The following is a 21017-nucleotide window of genomic DNA, read 5'->3' on the forward strand; positions in this document are numbered from 1 at the left end:
TAACCATTTATGCACCCGCGCCTTGCGTAGTATTCAGACCCTTCTGTTGAGTGGCTGGGGCGAGGCATGCTCGCGCGCGTACGAGGTCTGTTGCAGCGGTCGGCGGTGCGTATCGGGGTCGTCGGCCTCGCGGCGGTCGCCGCGCTGACCGCCTTCGCCGCGTCCCACGCCGCGGCCGATCCGGGCGGCGTGAAGAAGGTGCGGGTGGGCGGCAGCGCCGCGGAGACCCGAATCGTCATCGATCTCGACAGCTCGGCCTCGGGCCGGGTCAGTTCCGACGGCTCGGGCGACCGCCGCGTCGTGGTGGCCCTGCCGGGCGTGAGCGTGGACCAGCCGCTGCAGGGCGGCCGCTACGGCCTGGTGAAGAGCTGGGTGCTGGACGAGAGCGGCGGGGCCGCCCGCCTGCGCCTCGACCTCGCGGCCGATGCGACCATCAAGCGCCGCTTCCTGCTGCCGCCCGCCGACGGGATCGCCCACTACAGGTACGTCATCGACCTGGCCGCCGCCAATCCGGCCGCCGCCAAGTCCGCCCAGCTGACCAGCCGTCCCACCCAGGTCCGCGCCGCGCCGCTGCGCCTGAAGAAGGTGGTGGTGATCGACGCCGGGCACGGCGGCAAGGACCCGGGCGCCCAGGGCCAGAAGTCGGTGGAGAAGGACCTCACGCTGGCGGCGGCCCAGGCCCTGAAGGCCCGCCTCGAGCGCGACGGCCGCTACAAGGTGGTGATGACCCGCGCCTCGGACCAGTACGTCCCGCTGGAGAGCCGGGTGCAGATCGCCCGCCGGGCCGACGCGGACCTGTTCATCTCGCTGCACGCCGACGCCGGCGCCGAGGACGGCCTGCGCGGCGCCTCGGTCTACACCCTGTCGGACAAGGCCGCCCACCGGTCGGCCAAGTTCGTCAACAAGGAGGACTGGTTCATGAGCGCCAGCGCCTCCGACACCGGCGTGCGCGACATCCTCCTGGACCTGACCCAGCGGGCCACCAAGAACCGCTCGGCGGCCTTCGCCGAGGTGCTGCTGGACGGCATCGACGACCACACCCCGCTGCTGCGCCGCAGCCACCGGGAGGCGGGCCTGGCGGTGCTGCTGGCCCCCGACGTGCCGGCCGTGCTGCTCGAAATGGGCTTCCTGACCAACGCCCGCGACGAGGCGAACCTGCGCTCCAAGGCCCACCGCACGCGGCTGATGAACGCCGTCGGCGACGCCATCGACGCCTACTTCGCCGAGCACACCAAGCTCGCGGCGCGCTGACGCGGCCGGCCAACTGGCCGTTGGCGCCCTTCGCGAACGGGTCTAGACGAACCCCTCTGGGCGGGAGGAGATCCCCGCGGAGGCGAAACGGTCTTGAAACCCCCTGAAAGATGGCTCGCGGTCGCCGGCGTCACGGCGCTCTCCGCCATCGCGGTGGCCGGCTTGTGCCTGGCGATCTACGCCGCCTGGCTGTTCCACGACATGCCCGACGCCGCGGACCTGGCCGACTACCGGCCGCCGACGGCCACCCGCGCCTACGCCTGGGACGGCACCCTGATCGGGGAATTCTCCCGCGAGCGGCGGATCTACGTGCCCTACGACGCCATGCCCGCCAATCTGGTGCAGGCGTTCATGGCCGCCGAGGACCGCAGCTTCTTCCAGCACGGCGGCGTCGATCCGGCGGGCCTGACGCGGGCGATGATCAAGAACGTCTTCAACCTGGTGCAGGGCAGGCGTCTCGAGGGCGGCTCGACCATCACCCAGCAGGTGGCCAAGAACGTCCTTCTGACCAGCGACGTCACGCTGGGCCGCAAGATGAGGGAGGCGATCCTCGCCGGCAGTCTGGAGCGGGTGCTCACCAAGGAGCAGATCCTCGAGCTCTATCTGAACGAGATCTGGCTGGGCTACCGCTCCTACGGGGTGGGCGCGGCGGCCTACAACTACTTCGGCAAGTCGATCAACGACCTGACCCTGGCCGAGGCCGCCTATCTGGCCGCCCTGCCGAAGGGGCCGCAGAACTACCACCCGATCCGCCGCAAGCAGCAGGCGCTGGAGCGGCGCAACTGGATCCTGCGCGAGATGGCCTCGCTGGGCTGGGTGAGCCACGAAGAGGCCCGCAAGGCCATGGCCGAGGACCTCAAGGTCCAGCAGGCGCCGGCGCGGGCGAGGTACCGCGACGCCGACTACTTCGTGGAGGAGGTCCGCCGCCGCGGCCTGGCCACCATGGGCGATGAGCTGCTGGAAGGCGGCTACTACATGCGCACCACCCTCGATCCGCGGCTGCAGACCGCCGCCCGGGTGGCGCTGATGAAGGGGCTGGAGGCCTACGACCGCCGCCACGGCTGGCGCGGGGCCCGGTTCCGCATCGACATCGCCCCGGGTTGGGAGAAGTCCGCCCTCAAGGTCGCCCGTCCCGCCGAGCGCGCCGAGTGGCGCCATGCGGTGGTCACCGACACGGCCGGCGGGGTCAAGGTGCTGACCGTGGAGAACGTCGCCGGCGAGCTGGTCAGCGAAGACGTCGCGTGGGCCAACCGCGGCAAGGGCCTCAACATCGGCGACATCGTCTTCGTCGAGCCGGGCGAGCAGGGCGGTTTCCGTCTGCGTCAGATTCCGGCGGTGAACGGCGCCCTGGTGGCGATCGAGCCTTACTCGGGCCGGGTGCTGGCCATGGTCGGCGGCTATTCCTTCTCGCTGCAGAACTTCAACCGGGCCACGCAGGCCTACCGGCAGCCCGGCTCGGCGTTCAAGCCGATCGTCTACGCCGCGGCGCTGGAGAACGGCTACACGCCCTCCAGCGTGGTGATGGACTCGGCGATCAGCCTGCCGGGCGCGACGCCGGGCTCGGTCTGGCGGCCGGAGAACTACAACCGCCAGTACTACGGCGCGCTGACCCTGCGCCGGGGCCTGGAGTTGTCGCGCAACACCATGACGGTGCGCCTGGCCCAGGGCGTCGGGATGCGCAAGGTCGTGGACCTGGCCAAGCGTATGGACGTGGTCGAGGACATGGCGCCTGTGCTGTCGATGTCGCTGGGGGCAGGGGAGACGACGCCCTTCCGGCTGACCGCCGCCTACGCCTCGTTCGTCAACGGCGGGCGCAAGATCAACCCGCACCTGATCGAGCTGGTCCAGAACCGCGAAGGGGAGGTCATCCTCAAGGCGGACGACCGCAAATGCCCGCGCTGCGACGCCGGCTTCGCCGGCGACGAGAGCCCGCGCATCCCGCCGGGCGGCGAGCAGGTGCTGGATCCGGTCACCGCCTACCAGATCACCTCCATGCTGGAGGGCGTGGTGCTGCGCGGCACCGCCGCCTCGGCGCGGGTGCTGGATCGGCCGGTGGGCGGCAAGACCGGCACCACCAACGAGTACCGCAGCGCCTGGTTCGTCGGCTTCTCGCCGCAGGTCGTGGTGGGCGTGTTCGTCGGCTTCGACGACAACCGCAGCCTCGGCAACGGCGAAACGGGCACGACCGCAGCGGTGCCGATCTTCATCGACTTCATGACCGAGGCCGCGAAGGACTGGCCGAAGACCGAGTTCAAGCCGCCGAAGACCGCCAAGTTCGGCATGGTGCGCGGCATCCGCGAGGCGTTCCGGCCCGGCACCGAGCCGCAGGCGCGTCAGCCGGTGTCCAGCGCGGCCGGCGCGGCGCGGACCCCGCGCGGCCCGCAGCCCTACACCAAGGCCTGGCCGGGCGGTCGGATCTCCGGGGCCGACAACGCCGCCGACGCCGTGCGCCCGCCGCCGCCCCCGCCGCCCAAGCGGCCCGCCGACGACATGAGCGGATTGTATTGAGCCGGGCCGCGGCCTATATCGCGCGGCCCATTCACCCCCCCACGGAGCCCTTCTCCATGAGAGCGGATGTCCAGGCCTCCTCGGCCGACATCGAGCAGTCGATCGAACTGCTCAGGAGGCGTCTTTGACTGGGAACCTGCCCTTCGCAAGCTCGACGAGCTGAACGCCCGGGTCGAGGATCCCACCCTCTGGGACGACGCTGAGGCCGCCCAGGCCATCATGCGCGAGCGCACCCGCCTCGCCAGCCAGGTCGAGGCCGTGCAGGGCCTCGAGCGCGACCTCGCCGAGGCCGTCGAGTACGCCGAACTGGCCGACGCCGAAGGCGACGAGTCGGCCCTCGAGGAGGCCCGCGCCCAGCTGGCCTCGCTGAAGGAGCGCGCCGCGCGGGCCGAGCTTGAGGCCCTGCTGAGCGGCGAGGCCGACGGCAACGACGCCTATGTCGAGATCAATTCCGGCGCCGGCGGCACCGAGTCCAACGACTGGGCCCTGATGCTGATGCGGATGTACAGCCGCTGGGCCCAGGCGCACGGCATGACCGTCGACGTGATCGAAGAGACCGCCGGCGAACAGGCCGGCATCAAGTCGGTGACCCTGCAGGTTAAGGGGCCCAACGCCTACGGCTGGCTGAAAACCGAGGCCGGCGTCCACCGGCTGGTGCGCATCAGCCCCTACGATTCCAGCGCCCGGCGGCACACCAGCTTCGCCTCGGTGTGGGTCTATCCGGTGGTCGACGACGCCATCGAGATCGAGATCAACCCGGCCGACGTGCGCACCGACACCTACCGGGCCTCGGGCGCGGGCGGCCAGCACGTCAACAAGACCGACTCGGCCGTGCGCCTGACGCACATCCCGACCGGCATCGCCGTGGCCTGTCAGACCGAACGGTCCCAGCACCAGAACCGCGATCGGGCCTGGAAGATGCTGAAGGCGCGACTGTACGAGTTGGAGCTGCAGAAGCGGGAAGCCGCCCAGCAGGCGCTGGAGGACTCCAAGACCGACATCGGCTGGGGCCACCAGATCCGCAGCTACGTCCTGCAGCCGTACCAGATGGTCAAGGACCTGCGCACCGACGTCGAGACGTCCGACACCCAGGGCGTCCTGGACGGCGACCTCGACCCGTTCATGGCCGCCTCGCTGGCGCAGCGGGTAGGGGCGACCCGGGCGGCCTAGCCGCGGACACGTGGACGAATCGCGACCGCAAGCCCTAGCTTCCGCTGTCGGATGCGGGGGCATGCCAGTGAAGCGTTGGATGTGGGGAGCGGCGCTGGCGCTGCCCCTGATGGCGGGCGAGGCTCTGGCTCAGGCTCCGGCCGACGCCGAGCCCGGCTTCTCCTACTGCGCCACCTACGAGGGGGTGAACGCCGCCAGCCGCGCGTTCATCACCCAGGTGATGCCCGGGCGCGTGACGCGGACGGAAAGCAATTTCCATGGTGATCCCAACGGCCCCTACACCGAATCCCGCATGGAGGCCCGTCTGAAGGCGTCCTTCGACGCCGCCGGCATTGAGACCCATGTGACGAACCCGCGGTGCGAAGGCTGGCCGACCCGTGAGCTGGCCGAGAAGTACCGGGCCGAGATGGCCGAGCGCTGGCAGGAGGACGGGGCTCCGCTGTTCGAGTTCGAGTACGCCCTGACCGGCGGCTCGGTCGGCAACTTCACCCCCTATTCGGGGAAACGGCGGCAGGTGACCGCGGCCCCTCCGCCGTCGGGACCCTCGAACGGTCCCGCAATCATCGTGAGCGGCCCCACTCAGGCGGAGCGTGCGGAGCGGCGACAGGAGATCCTGCGCCAGGAAGCCGAGCAGAAGGCGGAGCGTAAGCGCTCCGAGCAGCGCAAGGCCGAAGAGGTGCGGCGCCAGGCCGAGGCTCGGGCCGCCTTCGAGGCCTGGAAGAATGCGCCCTCCAAGTCGACGCCTTGCGGCGGCCCCGGCCAACGGGGCTGCGGCGCTTCCCGTCAGTAGAGGATCGCCGATGAAGCTGTCGCTCATCCTGCTGGGCGCGGGCCTGGTGCTCGCCCCGTCCGCTGCGCTGGCCCAGGCCGCGCCGGCCTGGTTCATCTGCGGCGCCAAGAACGACACCGCCAACGCGGTGGCCGTGACCCGGCCGTTCCAGGGCGATCTCGACTTCCTGGACTCCTACCGGGGCCAGTACGCCGAACACCTCGCCTCGGTGGGGCTGCTGGCCCCGGGCGCGCACCGCGACGCCGTCGCCTGCACCTGGGCCGACAGCGAGGCCGCCGCAACGGCCGAGCTCAAGCGCGTGACCACCCTTGGACCGGAGAACGACCCGCAGGTGAAATTCGTGACCCTCGACTGGCGGGGGAGGGACATCGGCGATCGGACGGTCTGGGAGGTCGATACGGGCGTCCAGGCCCTGAACCGTCAGATCAGCGAGCGCAATGCGGCCGCGCAGGCGCGGGAAAAGGCCGCCGAGGCCAGGCACCAGGCCGCCATGGCGGCCTTCGAGGCCCAGCAGAAGGCCTATCGCGAGGCGGTCGCCGCGACGGAGGCCGAAGCCGCCCGCCGCAAGGCCCAGTACGAAGCCGACCGCGCCGCCTGGCAGGCTCAGGTCGCCGCCTGCAAGTCGGGCGACCGGAGCGCCTGCGCCAAGGACTAGGCCTTTCCCTCCCCTTCAGGGGAGGAGGGGAGGGAAGGAGGTGGCTAGCTCGCCACAGCCACAGGCTTGTCGGCCGGCTTTTCGACCGGCTTGGGCGCCAGGATGGCGGCGGCCGCAGGCGCGGCCTGGCGCTGGAACTTCAGCGAGCGGCCCTGGAAGAAGGCGCCGGCCTCGATGGCCAGCTGCTCGTGGGTGATGTCGCCGTCCACATGGGCGCTGGCGGCCAGGCGGATCTGCTTGGCGGTGACCGCGCCGATGATCTTGCCGCGCACCTCGACGGTCTCGGCGGTGATCGTCCCCTCGATACGGCCGGTGTCGCCGATGGTCAGGCGGGTGACGCGGACCTCGCCCTTGATGGCGCCGTCGACGTGCAGCTCGCCCTCGGCGGTGATCGAGCCTTCCAGCGTCATGTTCTCGCCGATCAGCGAGGCGGCGACGGGCGATTTGCGCAGGTTGTTCGAGAGGGAGTCGTTGAGGGCCACGGGAGCGCTTTCCGGTTTGGGGGCGGGATCGGCCGCGGGGGCCGGGGCGGGGGTGAGGGTGGGGGCGGCCTGCGGCGCGATTGCGGCGGTCGGCTGCGGCGGGGCGGCGGGTGGTTTAGCTGGCTTGCCGAACATGATCCCCTGCTTTCAGGAAACGGTCTGGGTTCTGGGCGCGTCCATTGACCCACACCTCGTAGTGCAGATGGACGCCGGTGGAGCGGCCGGTGGAGCCCATGGCCCCCAGCCGCTGTCCGAGCACGACCCGCTGGCCCGGCTTCACCGAGATGGCGGCGAGGTGGGCGTAGCGGGTCTTGAAGCCACGGCCGTGGTCGACCTCGACGGTCTTGCCGTAGCCGGAGCGTTCGCCGGTGAAGGAGACCACCCCGGGCGCGGTGGCGGCGACCGGGGTCGCCAGTGCGCCGCCGAAGTCCAGGCCCGAATGGAAGGCCGGCCGGCGGGTGAACGGGTCGAGACGGAAGCCGAAGCCGCTGGAGCGGGCGGTGGCCGTCGGCCGGGCCAGCGGCAGCGTCTCGGCGGCCTCGGCGAGGGCCGTGGCCTCGGTGAGGCTGGCGGCCGCGCGCTGGATCCGCCCGGCGAAGGCCTCGTCGACGCCTAGCAGGGTGGCCAGGGCGCGCGAGTCCTTGGCCTCGATCAGCGGCCCGCCCAGCGAGCCGGGCGGCGGCGCGTAGCGGTCGGGGCTGAGGCCGGCCATCCGGAAGGCGAGCTTGAGCCGCTCGGCCCGGGTCTCGGCGTAGTCCTCGGCGGAGGCGACCAGCTGGTCCTGCGAGAGGCGGACCAGCTCGACCCGGCTCACCGGATCGGACTGGCTGGCCATCGCCACCTTGTTCAGAGCCGGCGCGAGCGCCTGGGCCGCCCCCGGCGCGCCCTTGGCGTCGGCCAGCAGCAGGGCGAGCGCGGCGTGGCGGTTCTCGACGGACGCGGCGAGCTCGGCCACCGAGCCGCTCTCGGTGTTCATCTGCGCGTAGAGGGAATCGAGACGGGCCTGGCGGTCGGCGATCAGCCGCTCGTAGCGAGCCTGGGTGCGGGCGATCTCCGCCTCGGCTTCCGAGGGCGTGACCCAGCTCAGCAGCAGGGCGGCGGTGGCGATCCCCATCCACAGGGCGGCGCCGGCGACGGCGCCGGCGAGGCCGAGCTGCTGGCGGGTGGTGAGCACGAACGCCTGCATCTGCCCGCCGGTGCGCACGTAGAGGTGGCGCTCCGGGAACATCGCCTCGATCGAGTGGTAGAGGCGCGCCAGGCGGGTGAAACTCATCGCGTCCGCGGACCTTCGCTGTGGAGGCCGCCAAGGTATGCATTGCTTGCGCGACTCCCGGCAAGCGCCAGGGCGCCGCGGGTCAGGCCGGTCAAGCGCGGCCACAGTCTCGCCGCAGCCGTTAATCGCCGCCGCACGGGCGGGCTCTCCTCGGGGAGCCGGGCGCGTTTCGGCCTGGCTCCGCGCGCGCTAGACGAGGCGTGTGCGGAACATGCGGCGTCAGGCCGCGACTTTGCGGCGGCTTTGCGGCGAGGCGTCAGGCGGCGGCGGTGAGCGCCTGGACGGCCTTGAGCACGTCCTGGGCGTGGCCGGGTACCTTCACCTTGCGCCAGATGCGGCGGATCACGCCGTCGCCGTCGATCAGGAAGGTCGAGCGGTCGATGCCCATGTACTTGCGCCCGTACATGCTCTTCTCGACCCAGGAGCCGTAGCGCTCGACCACGGCGCCTTCGGGGTCGGAGCCGAGGGGGATGGAAAGGCCGTACTTCTCCACGAACTTGCCGTGGCTCTTGACGCTGTCCTTGGAGACCCCGAGCACGGCCGCGCCGGCCTTCTTGAACTCGCCGGACAGGGCGGAGAAATCCTGCGCCTCCTTGGTGCAGCCGGTCGTGTCGTCCTTCGGGTAGAAGTAGAGGACCAGGGGCTTGCCGGCGAAGTCCGCCGGCCGGATCGGGCCGGCGTCGCCCTGCAGTTCGAAGTCGGGCGCCTTGGCGCCCTCGGTCAGCTCGGCCATCGCGTTCCTCCGCTTCCCGTCACCTAGCGCGGCGGCCTGAGCCGGTTCAAGTGCAGCTCGCGCTGATAGAGGCCGGCCGCGTCCATCCGGGCCTGCATGGTCCGGGCGTGCGCCAGGTCCGGGTGGATGCGCATCAGCATCTCCGGGCTCTCCAGGCCCGCCTTGAAGTCGGCCATCGTCTGGCGCTGGGCGTCGGAGATGCGGATCAGGCTGGCGCCCATCACCGCCTGCTGGGCCAGCATCAGGCCGGCGGCGGCCACGACGCCCACCTCCACCAGCTGGGGCCGGGCCCGCCAGGCCCGCGCCGCGTACAGCGAGGCGAAGATCACGAAACCGGCGTGCAGCGGCACGAGCTGGGCCTGATAGCGGACGGAGACGTTGGAGGGCTCGTCGATCCCGGTGCGGCCCAGGGCGGCCATCAGCGCCGCGCCCAGCGAATAGAGCACCAGCCGGCTCGCCAGCCGCTCGCCGCGCGAGGCCTCGGGGCCGCCCCGCAACAGGACGATCGCCGAGCCGATCGCCGCAACGCCGAGGCCCAGCACCCATCCGTACGCCGGAGCGACGCGGGTCCAGGGCAGGCCGAGGAAGCTCAGCGCCAGCTGCACGGCCGAGACGAAGTCCGAGAACGACCAGTCCAGCGGGCTCTTGGCCCCCGTGCCGCTCTGACCGCGGACGTAGAGGCCGATGTAGACGACGGCCGCAGCCGCCAGGATGGCGAGCCAGCGCCGGTCCTGGCCGCTGCGCAGGGCGCCGTAGATCAGAACCGGCCAGACCGCCAGGCCCACGCCGTTGCCGAAGGGGGCGGCGGCGGCGAACAGCAGCGCTGCGAAGTGGCGCGGGCGCAGGCCGGCCTTCACGTTCTCCGGCTCGGCCAAGGCGATAGCGACGACGACGAAGAACAGGGTGTGCACGTACTGGGCGTTGATGTGGATGGTCGCGTCCGGGATCACCGCCCCGAGCAGGGCGAACATCGCCGCCAGCACGCCGGCCGCCAGGCCCAGCGGCGGCGGGGCCGCCCGGGCCGCCTCGCGTCCGAGGACGGCGGCCGCCCCGGCGATGGCGAGCACGGTCACCGCCACGATCAGCAGGTTGCTCGCCCCGAAGAACCGGACATCCAGGTCCATCAGGCCGAAGGTGGTGACCAGCCGGTGGAAGTTGTGCGGGATCAGCAGGTACTGGTCGAGCGGCACGCCCTCCCGATAGTTCAGGTACCGGAACACCCAGTCGTACATGTCCGAATAGGGCTGCAGCACGGTCGTGCGCCAGGCGATGTAGCCGGTCAGCCCGACGTAGGCCGCCAGCAGGACCCAAAGTCCCAGCCGCACGCTCCGGCTCGCCTCGCCGGCGGGCTCGGGCGGCGCCTCCGCGGCCGGGTAGGTGGTTGGCCACATCTCCACTTGCTGCTCCCGAACTTGCTGCTTGTGCGAACCGCCCGATGATGGGAGGGCGGCGTCGGCGGGCCCGTCGGCGCGCGAGGCAAGGGTTGTGGCATGGATTCTGCGGAAGGGGGAGCAGCCGACCGGACCGCGAACAGCGCCTCGGCGCGCGCGCGCCGCGGAGCGCTTCTGTCCGTCATCATCCCCATGCACAACGAAGAGGCCGCGCTCGGCCCGCTGTTTGCCCGGCTCGACGAGGTGCTGCCCAAGGACGTGGCGGTGGAGATCGTCTGCGTCGACGACGGCAGCCGGGACGGCACCGCCGCGGCGCTGGCCGCCCGGGCTGCGACCGATCCGCGCCTGCGCGTCCTGCTGCTGGCCCGCAACTTCGGCCAGGAGGCGGCGCTGACCGCCGGGCTGGAGGCCGCCCGAGGCGACATGCTGGTGCTGCTCGACGCCGACCTGCAGGACCCGCCCGAGCTGATCGGCGAGTTCATCGCCCTGTGGGAGCAGGGCTACGACGTGGTCTACGGCATCCGGGCGGACCGCAGCCGCGACGGTTTCTTCAAACGCTCCACGGCCGGGCTGTTCTACCGGGTGTTCAACGCCCTGTCGGACGTGCCTATCCCGCCGGACACCGGCTCGTTCCGGCTGGTGGACCGCAGGGTGGTCGAGGCCCTGAACGGCCTGCCCGAGCGCACCCGGTTCCTGCGCGGCCTGTTCACCTGGGTAGGCTTTCGCCAGGTGGGCGTGCCCTACGTCCGGCCGGAGCGGGTGGCGGGAGCCACTTCGTATGGCCTGGGCCGCATGTGGCGGCTGGCGGTGGACGGGCTGACCTCGTTCACCACCGCGCCGCTGCGCATCTGGACGGCGGTGGGCTTGGCGCTGGCCGGCCTGGCGCTGCTCTACGCCGGCTACACGGTCCTGAGGGTGCTGATCCACGGGCGCGAGGCGCCCGGCTGGGCCTCGCTGATGGTGGTCATGCTGTTCGGCTTCGCCGTGCAGATGATCGCCTTCGGGGTGCTCGGCGAGTACGTCGGGCGCCTCTATCAGGAGGTGAAGGGCCGGCCGATCTACCTGGTGCGCGAGAAGATCGGGTTCGACCGGTGAGCCGGCCCCTCGAGCCCCTCGTGCGACTGATCCGCCAGGGCGCGGTGTTCGGCGTGGTCGGCGTGGCCGCCACCCTGACCCACGTGCTGATCGCCCTGGCGCTGGAGGGTCTGGCCGGGCTCGAGCCGCTGATCGCCAACCTGATCGGCTATACCTGCGGGATCGGCGTCTCCTACCTAGGCCACGCGCGGCTGACCTTCGCCTCGCCGGCGCGGGACGGGGCCCAGTTCGCAAGGTTCCTGGCCGTGACCCTGTTCGCCCTCGGCCTCAACCAGCTGATCGTCTGGATCTGCGTGCACCGGATCGGCTGGCCGTTCTGGGCGGCCCTGATCGCGGTGGTGCTGCTGGTGCCCGGCCCGACTTTCGTGCTCGCCAAGCTGTGGGCGTTCCGGCGGCCGTCGGTGTGACGAAGCCCGTCTTACCTCCCCCGCGAAGCGGCGGGAGGGGGACCGCGGGCCGAAGCCGGCGAAGGCCGGCTGAAGAGCGCGTGGTGGAGGGGGCAGGCCACACGCGCAGGCGAGACTACATCCTCCACGCCACCGAAGCGGCACGAGCGGCGGAGCAGGCGGCCCGCCCCCTCCACCGCCCGCTCTGCGGCGGGCGGTCCGCCTCCCGCCGCTTCGCGGGGGAGGTAGAGACCGCGTCATTCAGACCGGCTTCACCAGCACGATCTTCTTCTTGCCGGCGGCGAGCTTGATGACGCCGTCGACGACGTCGGCGGTGGTCACCAGGCGGCTCGCGTCGGTCTCGGCCTTGTCATTGACCCGCAGGCCGCCCCCCTGGGCCAGGCGGCGGGCCTCCGAGCGCGAGGCGGCGAGCCCCGCGTCGGCCGCCAGCGCCGCCAGCGGCACGCCTTCCTCGAGCGCGGCGCGGGGCGTCTCGATGCTCGGCAGGTCGGCGGAGAGGGCGCCTTGTTCGAACGCCTTCTCGGCCGCCTCGCGGGCCGTGCGGGCCGCCTCTGCGCCGTGCAGCAGTGTGGTGGCCTCGTCGGCGAGCCGCTTCTTGGCCTCGTTGATCTGCGCGCCCTGCAGCTGTTCGAGCCGGGCGATCTCTTCCGGCTCCAGGTCGGTGAACAGCCTGAGGAACCGGCCGACGTCCGCATCCTCCGTGTTCCGCCAGAACTGCCAGTAGTCGTAGGGGCTGCGCATCTCGGCGTTCAGCCACACGGCCCCGCCCACCGTCTTGCCCATCTTCTGGCCCGAAGCGGTGGAGAGCAGGGGGGTGGTCAGCCCGAAGGCGGGCTTCTGGTCGACGCGGCGGATCAGCTCCACCCCGTTGACGATGTTCCCCCACTGGTCCGAGCCGCCCATCTGCAGCAGGCAGCCGAACCGGCGCTCGAGCTCCAGGAAGTCCACCGACTGCATCAGCATGTAGTTGAACTCGAGGAAGGTCATCGGCTGCTCGCGCTCGAGCCGCAGCTTTACGCTCTCGAAGCTCAGCATCCGGTTGATGGTGAAGTGGACGCCGTACTCGCGCAGGAACTCCACGTAGCCGAGCTTCTCCAGCCAGTCGGCGTTGTTGACCATCACCGCGTCGGTGGGCCCGTCGCCGAAGGTGAGGAACTTGCCGAAGGTCGACTTGATGCCGGCGATGTTGGCGGCGATCTGCTCGTCCGAGAGCAGGGGACGCGACTGGTCCTTGTCGGTGGGATCGCCGACCTTGGTGGTCCCGCCGCCCATCACCACGATGGGCTTGTGGCCCGACTGCTGCAGCCGGCGCAGCATCATGATCTGGATCAGGTGGCCCACATGCAGGGAAGGCGCGGTGGCGTCGAAGCCGATGTAGGCGGTGATCGGGCCCGCCGCGCAGGCCTCGTCCAACTCCACCGGGTGGGTGATCTGGTGGATGTAGCCGCGCGCCTCCATGGTTCGCAGGAATGCGGACTTGAAGGGCTGATCGGCCATGGGACTGCTCTCGCGCGTGGAAAGCGCGGGCTCTAGCACGAGCGCTGTGGGACTATCGAGAGGCATCTCTAAGGGCTCCTGGTGTGGGGCCGAAGACGCATCCGCTCGAGGGGTTCAGGTCGCGCCGCCGGCCAGGGGTGGCGGCGCGTAGGATCGATCGCCCGCCTGCTCAGAGCAGGCGGTAATAGCGGCCGGCGAGGGTGGCGCGGTCGATCATGGGCGGGCAGGTACGCCCATCGTCACGCAAGGTCAAGTTGCGGGCGGGAGGCGATGCGCCTGGGCAGGCCCATGGCCCCGCGTCCTGTGAGGCTACGGCTCGCGCGAGGAGCTCTCGGCGGATCGGCGGTGCGCGGCGCCAGGCGAGCTCGGGGCGGCCTTGACGGCCCTCCTGGCCTGAGCTGCGCCTAGCGCGCGGCGCTGAACCCTGGCAGTCAAGGCGCATGCGCGTTCTCGGCTTCATGACCGGCACCTCGCTCGACGCCGTCGACATGGCGATCCTCGAAACCGACGGGGTGGCGATCGCCGCGTTCGGACCGGCGGGAGAGCGCAAGCTGACCGACGGCGCCCGGGACCTGCTGCTCGATGCGACCCAGGCCGCCCTGCACTGGGAGCGCGGCGCGCCGCGCCCACTGATCTTCCAGGACGCCGAGCGGGCGGTGGCGGAGGAGCATTTCGCCGCCGCCGACGCCTTCCTTTCCGAGCACGATCTTGCCTGGGACGACATCGAGCTGATCGGCATGCACGGTCAGACGGTGCTGCACGAGCGCCCGGCGGAGGGGCGGCTCGGGCGCACCGTGCAACTCGGCGACGGGGCGCTGTTGGCCCAGCTGACCGGCCGCCCGGTCGCCTTCGACTTCCGCAGCGACGATGTGGCCGCGGGCGGGGAGGGGGCGCCGATCGCCCCGGCCTACCACCTGGCCCGGCTGAGGGCCTCCGAGGTGGCGGCTCCGGCGGCCGTGCTGAACCTCGGCGGGGTGGCCAACATCACCCACTGGCGGGGCGGCGAGGACGTGGTCGCCTTCGACACCGGCCCGGCCAACGGCATGCTGGACCTCCTGATGCAGAGCCGCGGGGCCGGCCGCTACGACCCGGACGGCAAGTACGCCAGCGTGGGCCAGGTGGACGAGACGGTCCTGCTGAGCCTGCTCGCCCATACGTATTTCGAGAGCCCGCCGCCCAAGTCGCTCGACCGCTACGACTTCTCGCTCGAGCCGCTGGAGCCGCTGAAGCTGGAGGACGCGGCCGCGACGCTGGTGGCGTTCACCGCCGAGTCGTTGAGGCTGGGCCTGGAGCGCGCCGGGCCGGAGCCGACGGTGGTGATCGCCTGCGGCGGCGGACGCCACAACCCGGTGCTGATGCAAGCCATCCGTGAGCGGGTCTCGGCCCCCTTGGAGCCGGCCGAGGCCCTGGGCTGGCGCGGCGATTCCATCGAGGCCGAAGCCATCGCCTACCTCGCGGCACGCTGCGCCAAGGGCCTGCCGATCACCTTCCCGAGCACGACGGGGGTGTCCCAGCCGATGACCGGCGGACGCATCGTGGAGCCGTAATCACACCGTCAGCCCGGCCGCAGCGAAGCGTGGAGCCGGGACCCAGTGGGTCTGCGGGGCGCCGGTTCTGGGCCCAGGATCGGCCTTCGGCCGTCCGGGATGACGTAGATTTACGCCGGCTCGGCCGCCAGCCGCTTGTCCAGATAGGCCCCGACGCGGCTCTCGACCTCCTGCAGGTTCTCGGCCCAGAAGTGGGTGGCGCCGTCGACGACGTCGTAGTCGATGACGATGCCCTTCTGGGTGCGCAGCTTGGAGACCACGCGCTCCACCTCGTTGGGCGGCACCACGGTGTCGGCGCCGCCATGCAGGATCAGCCCCGAGGCCGGGCAGGGGGCCAGGAAGGAGAAGTCGTACATGTTGGTCGGCGGGGAGACGGAGATGAAGCCGTCGGTCTCCGGCCGGCGCATGAGCAGCTGCATGCCGATCCAGGCGCCGAAGGAGTAGCCGGCGACCCAGCACTGCGAGGCGGCCGGGTTGGTCGACTGCAGCCAGTCCAGCGCCGTGGCCGCGTCGGCCAGCTCGCCGATGCCGGAATCGAACTCGCCCTGGCTGCGCCCCACGCCGCGGAAATTGAACCGCAGCACCGAGAAGCCGCGCTTCATGAACAGGTGGAAGAGCTGCACCGCCACCGGGTTGTTCATCTGGCCGCCGGCCTTGGGGTGCGGGTGCAGGATGAGGGCGATGGGGGCGGTCTCGCTCTTGCCGGCGGAGTAGCGTCCTTCGATCCGCCCGGCCGCGCCGGTCAGCACCACCTCTGGCATTCGATCCCCTCTCGTGACGAATACTTGACTACTGCGCTTGGTCTTCCTAGATGCCGGCCATCCTGGCCGCGCGCCCGGTCGCCCTCGCGAGGCGGCGGGCTTGTAGCATAGGCGGGCGCGGATGCGCGCGAAAACTAACACTTAGCGGGTTCACCAGATGCGCCTCTCCACCAAGGGCCGCTACGCCGTGATGGCCATGACCGACCTGGCGCGCCGCGAGGGCGAGCGGGCCGTGGCGCTGGCGGACATCGCCGCCCGTCAGGAGATCTCCCTGGCCTACCTCGAGCAGCTGTTCTCCCGCCTACGCCGCAAGGGGCTGGTGATCAGCGCCCGTGGCCCCGGCGGCGGCTATCGGCTGGCCCGCAGCGCCGCCGAGACGACCATCGCCGACATCGTCACCGCCGTGGACGAGCCGCTGCGCACGACCCGCTGCTCGGGCGAGGAGCGCAAGGGCTGCATGCTCAAGGGCGAGCGCTGCCTGACCCACGACCTGTGGGAGGAGATGGGCCGCCAGATTCACGACTATCTCGCCTCCGTCTCCCTGGACGACGTGGCCAACGGGCGGCTGAAGACCGCCCAGCCGGAGGCGGCATGACCAGCGTCTACCTCGACTGCAACGCCACCGCCCCGGTGCGCGCCGAGGCCATCGAGGCGATGGCCCGGGCCATCCAGCTCGGCGGCAATCCATCGTCGGTGCACGCGGCCGGGCGGGCCGCGCGGGCCCTGGTGGAGGACGCCCGCGGCGCGGTGGCGGCCCTGGTCGGCGCGCCGGCCTCGACCGTGGTGTTCGTCAGCGGCGGCACCGAAGCCAACGCCCTGGCCATCGAGAGCGCCCGTGCGGCGGGCTCGCGGCGGATGATCGTCAGCGCCGTGGAGCACGACAGCGTGCTGGAGACCGCCCGCCAGAGCGGGGCCGAGGTCGACGTCCTGCCGGTGGACCGCGAGGGCCTGGCCGACCTCGCCTGGCTGGAGGACCGGCTGTCCCGCTGGGACGGCGCCTGGGGCCGGCCGTTCGTCGCCCTGATGCTGGCCAACAACGAGACCGGCGTGATCCAGCCGGTGGCCCGGGCGGCCGAGATCGTCCGCGCCGCCGACGGCTGGCTGCACGTGGACGCCATCCAGGCGGCCGGCAAGATCGCCGTCGACAGCCGCGCGCTGGGCGCCGACACCCTGTCGGTGTCCGGCCACAAGCTGGGCGGGCCGCAGGGCGTGGGCGCCCTGACCTTCGGTCCGCGCGCCAGCCTGGTGCGCCGCCAGCACGGCGGCAGCCAGGAGCGGGGCCGGCGCGCCGGCACCGAGAACGTCCCGGGGATCGCCGGCATGGGCGCGGCCGCGCGGGCCTCGATGAACGGTCTTGCGGCGCTGCAGGCGCAGGCCGCCTGGCGGGACGCGGCCGCCGAACGGCTGAAGGACGCCGGCGCCGTCATCATGGGGGCCGGCGCGGAGCGGTTGGCCAACACCCTGTGCTTCGCCATGCCGGGTTTTTCGGCGGAGCTGCAGGTCATGGGCCTCGACTTGACCGGCGTCATGGTCAGCTCGGGCGCGGCCTGCTCTTCCGGCAAGGTGAAACCCTCGCACGTCCTCTCGGCCATGGGCCTGGCCGACCTCGCCGGCTGCGCGGTGCGCGCCAGCGGCGGCTGGGCCACGCGCCAGGAGGACTGGAACAGGCTCGTCGAGGCCTGGATTGAACTCAACGGCCGCCACGCCGCGCGTCGCCGCGCGCCGGCCGCGTAAAGGTAAAGCTTATGCCCGTCGCCAAGCAGACCGTCGAACACGTCGAATCGCTCGAAAAGTACAAGCACGGCTTCGTCACCGACATCGACCAGGAGTTCGCGCCCAAGGGGCTGAGCGCCGACACCATCCGCTTCATCTCGGCCAAGAAGGAAGAGCCGGAGTGGATGCTGGAATGGCGGCTGGGCGCCTATGAGCGCTGGCTGGCGCTCGAGGAGCCGGCCTGGGCCAAGGTCCACTTCCCGCGCATCGACTACCAGGACAGCTACTACTACGCCGCGCCGAAGACCAAGGAAGGGCCCAAGAGCCTGGACGAGGTCGATCCGGAGATCCTGGCGACCTACGACAAGCTCGGCATCCCCATCAAGGAACAGATGGTGCTGGCGGGCGTCGAGGGCGCGCCCAAGTACGCGGTCGATGCAGTGTTCGACAGCGTCTCGGTGGTCACCACCTTCAAGAAGGAGCTGGCCGAGGCCGGCGTGATCTTCTGCTCGATGAGCGAGGCCATCCGCGATCACGGCGATCTGGTCAGAAAGTACCTGGGGTCGGTGGTGCCGGTCTCGGACAACTACTACGCCTGCCTCAACAGCGCGGTCTTCTCCGACGGCTCGTTCGTCTATGTGCCGCCGGGCGTGCGCTGCCCGATGGAGCTGTCCACCTACTTCCGCATCAATGCGGCCGAGAGCGGCCAGTTCGAACGCACCCTGATCATCGCCGATGCGGGCTCCTACGTGTCCTACCTGGAGGGCTGCACGGCCCCGATGCGGGACGAGAACCAGCTGCACGCCGCAGTGGTGGAGCTGGTCGCCCTGGACGATGCCGAGATCAAATACTCCACCGTCCAGAACTGGTACCCGGGCGATCCGCAGACCGGCAAGGGCGGCATCTACAACTTCGTCACCAAGCGGGCCGACTGCCGCGGGGCGCGCTCGAAGGTCTCCTGGACCCAGGTCGAGACCGGCTCGGCGATCACCTGGAAGTACCCGTCCTGCATCCTGCGCGGCGACGACAGCGTCGGCGAGTTCTACTCGATCGCCATCACCAACGGCCGCCAGCAGGCCGACACCGGCACCAAGATGATCCACCTGGGCGCCGGCACGCGCTCGCGGATCATCTCCAAGGGCATCTCGGCCGGCCGCTCGTCCAACACCTACCGCGGTCTGGTCTCGGCCCACCCGAAGGCCAAGGGCGCGCGCAACTTCACCCAATGCGACTCCCTGCTGATCGGCAAGCAGTGCGCGGCCCACACCGTGCCGTACATCGAGGCCCGCAACGGCCAGGCGGTGTTCGAGCACGAGGCGACGACCACGCGCCTGTCGGAAGACCAGCTGTTCTACGTGATGCAGCGCGGCCTCAGCCAGGAGGAGGCGGTGCAGCTGCTGGTCAACGGCTTCGTCAAGGACGTGCTGCAGGAGCTGCCGATGGAGTTCGCCGTCGAGGCGCAGAAGCTGGTGGCCATCTCTCTGGAAGGGAGCGTCGGATGACCGATACGAGACCGGACCTGAGGGTCAGCCTGAAGACGGCGTTCGAAGCCGAACAGGCGCGGCGGGACGCCGAGCGCCGCGAGCGCGAGGACGCCGAGCGCCGCCAGCAGGAGGAGGATCTCGCCCGCGCCGAGGCGCTGGAGCGCCTGCTGGGCGAGGATCCGGGCTTCCTGCAGAGCAAGGGCCTGGTGCTCGATCGTCGCCGCTACACGGTCACGCTGGACCACGCCGACTTCCGGCTGGCCGCCTATTTCGAGGGCGGCCGGGCCTCGGTCCGCGCGGCCGACAAGCGCACCGCCATCTCGGGCGCTGCGCCGCGCAAGGAGACCATGGTCGACAGCGTCGAGGACGCCGTCCTGGTCATGGCCCAGTACCTCGCCGACGAGGGGGTCTGATGCGCCGGCCCCGCCAATTCGCCACCTTCCGCGCCCCGGTCTGGGCGCGCCGCCTGAAAGTTCGCTGATGCTGTCGATCAACAACCTGCACGTCTCCGTCGAGGACAAGCCGATCCTGAAAGGGCTCAGCCTCGACCTGCCGGCCGGCGAGGTGCACGCCATCATGGGGCCGAACGGGGCGGGCAAGTCGACGCTCTCCTACGTCCTGACCGGCCGCGAGGGCTACGAGGTCACGAACGGCGCCGTCAGCCTCGACGGCGAGGACCTGCTGGAGCTGGAGCCCAACGAGCGGGCGGCCAAGGGCCTGTTCCTGTCGTTCCAGTACCCGCTGGAGATCCCGGGCGTGCCGGCCATGCACTTCCTGCGCACGGCGATGAACGCCCAGCGCAAGGCGAGGGGCGAGCCGGAGGTCGGGGCCGGGGAGTTCATCAAGCTCGCCCGCGAGACCGCCGCCAAGCTGAAGATCGACTTCGAGATGCTCAAGCGCGCGCTCAACGTCGGCTTCTCCGGCGGCGAGAAGAAGCGGATGGAGATCTTCCAGATGGCGATGCTCCAGCCGCGCCTGCTGATCCTCGACGAGACGGACTCGGGCCTTGACATCGACGCCCTGCGGATCGTCGCCGACGGGGTGAACGCCATGCGCAGCCCCGAGCGGTCGATGCTGGTGATCACCCATTACCAGCGCCTGCTGGACTACATCCGGCCGGACAAGGTGCACGTGCTGGCCGCCGGCCGCATCGTCGCCTCGGGCGGGCCGGAGTTGGCCCACGAGCTCGAGCGCGAGGGCTACGAGAAGTACGAGAGGGCCGCGGCTTGACGCTTTCCGCCGCAATACGCACGGGCGACGTCGCCCAGCTTCCCGGCAAGCGCGACGAGGACTGGCGCTGGACCGACCTGCGCGGCCTGATCCGCGTCCTGCCGCCGGCCTCTCCGGCGTTCGCCGGCGAGGTGGGCGAAGGGCCGTTCGGCCCGGCCGAGCTGACGATCGTGAACGGCCAACTCCGGGGCGAGGCCTCGGCGCTGATCGTGCCGGCCGGCGAGAGCCGCACCGTGCGCCTGCGCTTCGTCTCCGCCAGCGCCGGAACCTCGCACGGCGTCCATCTCGGCGTCGAGGTGGCGGACGGGGCGAGCCTGATCTTGCTGGAAAGCTACGAGGGCCGCGCCGCCGACTACGTGGCCGACGCGGTGCTGACCGTCGGCCTCGGCGAAGGCGCCAGCCTGGAGCGGATCGTGCTGACGGACGACGACGCCGGCGCGGTGAGCGTCTCCACGGCCATCGTCACGCTCGGGTTTGGCGCGCGCCTGCACCAGACGGTGCTGGCCGGCGGGGCCAAGCGCCAGAGGATCGAGACGCGGGTCAATCACCCAGGCCATGGCGCGGAGGTGCGGCTGGACGGCGTCTACCTGCTGGCCGGGCAGCGCCACGCCGACCAGACCACCGTCGTCACCCACGAGGGCCTGGGCGGGGTCACCGACCAGCTGACCAAGGGGGTGGTGCGCGACCAGGCCCGCGGCGTCTTCCAGGGCCGGATCGTCGTCGCCGAGGGCGCGGATAAGACCGACGCCCGGATGGGCCACCATGCGCTGATCCTCTCCGAGCGCGCCGAGGTGGACGCCAAGCCGGAGCTGGAGATCTACGCCGACGACGTCGCCTGCGCCCACGGCAACACGGTCGGCGCCCTGGACGAGGACGCGCTGTTCTACATCCGCCAGCGGGGCGTCCCCGAGGCGGAAGCCCGCGCCCTGCTGACCGAGGCTTTCGTCGGCGAGGTGGTCGAGCGGATCGAGCACGAGGCCGCGCGCGCGGCCGCCGCGGCCTGGGTCGCCCAGCGGCTGGGAGGCTGAGC

20 protein-coding genes are annotated in these 21017 nt (G+C 71.2%); 14 read left to right on the forward strand and 6 right to left on the reverse strand.

Annotation, left to right across the window (positions count from 1 at the left end):
* The first annotated feature begins 66 nt into the window (after positions 1-66).
* From ACFSC0_RS15420 to ACFSC0_RS15440, 5 genes are all read left to right on the forward strand, one after another.
* Complete coding sequence (locus ACFSC0_RS15420) at positions 67-1251, forward strand: N-acetylmuramoyl-L-alanine amidase family protein (protein WP_377284124.1); 1185 nt, start codon at positions 67-69, stop codon at positions 1249-1251.
* Between the two features lie 93 nt (positions 1252-1344).
* Positions 1345-3759 (forward strand): penicillin-binding protein 1A, encoded by a 2415-nt coding sequence (locus tag ACFSC0_RS15425; RefSeq protein WP_377284123.1) that lies wholly within the window; start codon positions 1345-1347, stop codon positions 3757-3759.
* Positions 3760-3815: 56 nt separating this feature from the next.
* Positions 3816-4929 (forward strand): peptide chain release factor 2 gene (gene prfB / locus ACFSC0_RS15430; protein WP_377284122.1). Its coding sequence is split into 2 segments (ribosomal slippage): positions 3816-3884 and positions 3886-4929, totalling 1113 coding nucleotides; the frame shifts between segments, so codons are not numbered across the junction.
* Between the two features lie 61 nt (positions 4930-4990).
* The gene (locus ACFSC0_RS15435) at positions 4991-5719 is read left to right on the forward strand and encodes a hypothetical protein (RefSeq protein ID WP_377284121.1); all 729 of its coding nucleotides are present in this window, start codon (positions 4991-4993) and stop codon (positions 5717-5719) included.
* Positions 5720-5729: 10 nt separating this feature from the next.
* Complete coding sequence (locus tag ACFSC0_RS15440; RefSeq protein WP_377284120.1) at positions 5730-6374, forward strand: hypothetical protein; 645 nt, start codon at positions 5730-5732, stop codon at positions 6372-6374.
* A 44-nt stretch (positions 6375-6418) separates the two neighbouring features.
* Here ACFSC0_RS15440 and ACFSC0_RS15445 read toward each other — a convergent pair whose 3' ends face one another.
* The 4 genes from ACFSC0_RS15445 to ACFSC0_RS15460 all read right to left on the reverse strand — a co-directional run bounded on the left by ACFSC0_RS15445 (position 6419) and on the right by ACFSC0_RS15460 (position 10259).
* The gene (locus tag ACFSC0_RS15445) at positions 6419-6991 is read right to left on the reverse strand and encodes a bactofilin family protein (protein WP_377284119.1); all 573 of its coding nucleotides are present in this window, start codon (positions 6989-6991) and stop codon (positions 6419-6421) included.
* Complete coding sequence (locus tag ACFSC0_RS15450; RefSeq protein ID WP_377284118.1) at positions 6972-8129, reverse strand: M23 family metallopeptidase; 1158 nt, start codon at positions 8127-8129, stop codon at positions 6972-6974. Before ACFSC0_RS15450 ends, ACFSC0_RS15445 begins: the two co-directional genes overlap by 20 nt.
* A 256-nt stretch (positions 8130-8385) precedes the next feature.
* Positions 8386-8862, reverse strand: coding sequence for a peroxiredoxin (locus ACFSC0_RS15455; protein ID WP_377284117.1), 477 nt, complete (start codon positions 8860-8862; stop codon positions 8386-8388).
* Positions 8863-8885: 23 nt separating this feature from the next.
* Positions 8886-10259, reverse strand: coding sequence for a hypothetical protein (locus ACFSC0_RS15460; RefSeq protein ID WP_377284116.1), 1374 nt, complete (start codon positions 10257-10259; stop codon positions 8886-8888).
* 93 nt (positions 10260-10352) lie between these two features.
* On the opposite strand from ACFSC0_RS15460, the gene ACFSC0_RS15465 reads away from it, so the two are divergent.
* A complete protein-coding gene (locus tag ACFSC0_RS15465) occupies positions 10353-11348 on the forward strand; it encodes a glycosyltransferase family 2 protein (RefSeq protein WP_377284115.1) in 996 nt (331 codons plus the stop codon).
* Complete coding sequence (locus ACFSC0_RS15470; protein ID WP_377284114.1) at positions 11345-11755, forward strand: GtrA family protein; 411 nt, start codon at positions 11345-11347, stop codon at positions 11753-11755. Before ACFSC0_RS15465 ends, ACFSC0_RS15470 begins: the two co-directional genes overlap by 4 nt.
* Positions 11756-11995: 240 nt before the next feature.
* Here the strand turns inward: ACFSC0_RS15470 and tyrS are convergent, their stop codons facing one another.
* Positions 11996-13252: a tyrosine--tRNA ligase gene (gene tyrS / locus ACFSC0_RS15475; RefSeq protein WP_377284113.1), complete on the reverse strand. Its 1257-nt coding sequence runs from the start codon at positions 13250-13252 to the stop codon at positions 11996-11998.
* 440 nt (positions 13253-13692) lie between these two features.
* On the opposite strand from tyrS, the gene ACFSC0_RS15480 reads away from it, so the two are divergent.
* Positions 13693-14799, forward strand: coding sequence for an anhydro-N-acetylmuramic acid kinase (locus tag ACFSC0_RS15480; RefSeq protein ID WP_377284112.1), 1107 nt, complete (start codon positions 13693-13695; stop codon positions 14797-14799).
* A 110-nt stretch (positions 14800-14909) separates the two neighbouring features.
* Here the strand turns inward: ACFSC0_RS15480 and ACFSC0_RS15485 are convergent, their stop codons facing one another.
* The gene (locus ACFSC0_RS15485; RefSeq protein ID WP_377284111.1) at positions 14910-15560 is read right to left on the reverse strand and encodes an alpha/beta hydrolase; all 651 of its coding nucleotides are present in this window, start codon (positions 15558-15560) and stop codon (positions 14910-14912) included.
* A gap of 157 nt (positions 15561-15717) precedes the next feature.
* On the opposite strand from ACFSC0_RS15485, the gene ACFSC0_RS15490 reads away from it, so the two are divergent.
* The 6 genes from ACFSC0_RS15490 to sufD all read left to right on the forward strand — a co-directional run bounded on the left by ACFSC0_RS15490 (position 15718) and on the right by sufD (position 21015).
* Positions 15718-16155, forward strand: a complete 438-nt coding sequence (locus ACFSC0_RS15490) for an Rrf2 family transcriptional regulator (protein ID WP_377284110.1) — start codon at positions 15718-15720, stop codon at positions 16153-16155.
* Entirely contained in the window at positions 16152-17294 is a 1143-nt protein-coding gene (locus ACFSC0_RS15495; protein ID WP_377284109.1) for a cysteine desulfurase family protein, read from the forward strand. The genes ACFSC0_RS15490 and ACFSC0_RS15495 overlap by 4 nt, the downstream gene beginning before the upstream one ends.
* Before the next feature lie 11 nt (positions 17295-17305).
* A complete protein-coding gene (gene sufB / locus ACFSC0_RS15500) occupies positions 17306-18775 on the forward strand; it encodes a Fe-S cluster assembly protein SufB (protein WP_377284108.1) in 1470 nt (489 codons plus the stop codon).
* The gene (locus ACFSC0_RS15505; protein WP_377284107.1) at positions 18772-19170 is read left to right on the forward strand and encodes a hypothetical protein; all 399 of its coding nucleotides are present in this window, start codon (positions 18772-18774) and stop codon (positions 19168-19170) included. Before sufB ends, ACFSC0_RS15505 begins: the two co-directional genes overlap by 4 nt.
* A 67-nt stretch (positions 19171-19237) precedes the next feature.
* Positions 19238-19987, forward strand: a complete 750-nt coding sequence (gene sufC / locus ACFSC0_RS15510; RefSeq protein WP_377284106.1) for a Fe-S cluster assembly ATPase SufC — start codon at positions 19238-19240, stop codon at positions 19985-19987.
* Positions 19984-21015 carry a Fe-S cluster assembly protein SufD gene (gene sufD / locus ACFSC0_RS15515; protein ID WP_377284105.1) on the forward strand — a complete coding sequence of 344 codons (1032 nt, stop codon included), beginning with the start codon at positions 19984-19986 and terminating at the stop codon, positions 21013-21015. Before sufC ends, sufD begins: the two co-directional genes overlap by 4 nt.
* Positions 21016-21017: the final 2 nt, after the last annotated feature.

Source organism: Phenylobacterium terrae (assembly GCF_042681205.1).
GTDB classification, from domain to species: domain Bacteria; phylum Pseudomonadota; class Alphaproteobacteria; order Caulobacterales; family Caulobacteraceae; genus Phenylobacterium; species Phenylobacterium terrae.

Excerpts from the sequence above, each read along its gene's own strand:
- sufB (WP_377284108.1), top strand. The coding sequence starts at position 17,306 with ATGCCCGTCGCCAAGCAGACCGTCGAACACGTCGAATCGCTCGAAAAG.
- tyrS (WP_377284113.1), bottom strand. The coding sequence starts at position 13,252 with ATGGCCGATCAGCCCTTCAAGTCCGCATTCCTGCGAACCATGGAGGCG.
- ACFSC0_RS15490 (WP_377284110.1), top strand. The coding sequence starts at position 15,718 with ATGCGCCTCTCCACCAAGGGCCGCTACGCCGTGATGGCCATGACCGAC.
- sufC (WP_377284106.1), top strand. The coding sequence starts at position 19,238 with ATGCTGTCGATCAACAACCTGCACGTCTCCGTCGAGGACAAGCCGATC.
- ACFSC0_RS15465 (WP_377284115.1), top strand. The coding sequence starts at position 10,353 with ATGGATTCTGCGGAAGGGGGAGCAGCCGACCGGACCGCGAACAGCGCC.
- ACFSC0_RS15435 (WP_377284121.1), top strand. The coding sequence starts at position 4,991 with ATGCCAGTGAAGCGTTGGATGTGGGGAGCGGCGCTGGCGCTGCCCCTG.
- ACFSC0_RS15455 (WP_377284117.1), bottom strand. The coding sequence starts at position 8,862 with ATGGCCGAGCTGACCGAGGGCGCCAAGGCGCCCGACTTCGAACTGCAG.
- ACFSC0_RS15480 (WP_377284112.1), top strand. The coding sequence starts at position 13,693 with ATGCGCGTTCTCGGCTTCATGACCGGCACCTCGCTCGACGCCGTCGAC.
- ACFSC0_RS15485 (WP_377284111.1), bottom strand. The coding sequence starts at position 15,560 with ATGCCAGAGGTGGTGCTGACCGGCGCGGCCGGGCGGATCGAAGGACGC.
- ACFSC0_RS15420 (WP_377284124.1), top strand. The coding sequence starts at position 67 with ATGCTCGCGCGCGTACGAGGTCTGTTGCAGCGGTCGGCGGTGCGTATC.
- ACFSC0_RS15450 (WP_377284118.1), bottom strand. The coding sequence starts at position 8,129 with ATGAGTTTCACCCGCCTGGCGCGCCTCTACCACTCGATCGAGGCGATG.
- ACFSC0_RS15495 (WP_377284109.1), top strand. The coding sequence starts at position 16,152 with ATGACCAGCGTCTACCTCGACTGCAACGCCACCGCCCCGGTGCGCGCC.
- ACFSC0_RS15505 (WP_377284107.1), top strand. The coding sequence starts at position 18,772 with ATGACCGATACGAGACCGGACCTGAGGGTCAGCCTGAAGACGGCGTTC.
- ACFSC0_RS15445 (WP_377284119.1), bottom strand. The coding sequence starts at position 6,991 with ATGTTCGGCAAGCCAGCTAAACCACCCGCCGCCCCGCCGCAGCCGACC.
- ACFSC0_RS15440 (WP_377284120.1), top strand. The coding sequence starts at position 5,730 with ATGAAGCTGTCGCTCATCCTGCTGGGCGCGGGCCTGGTGCTCGCCCCG.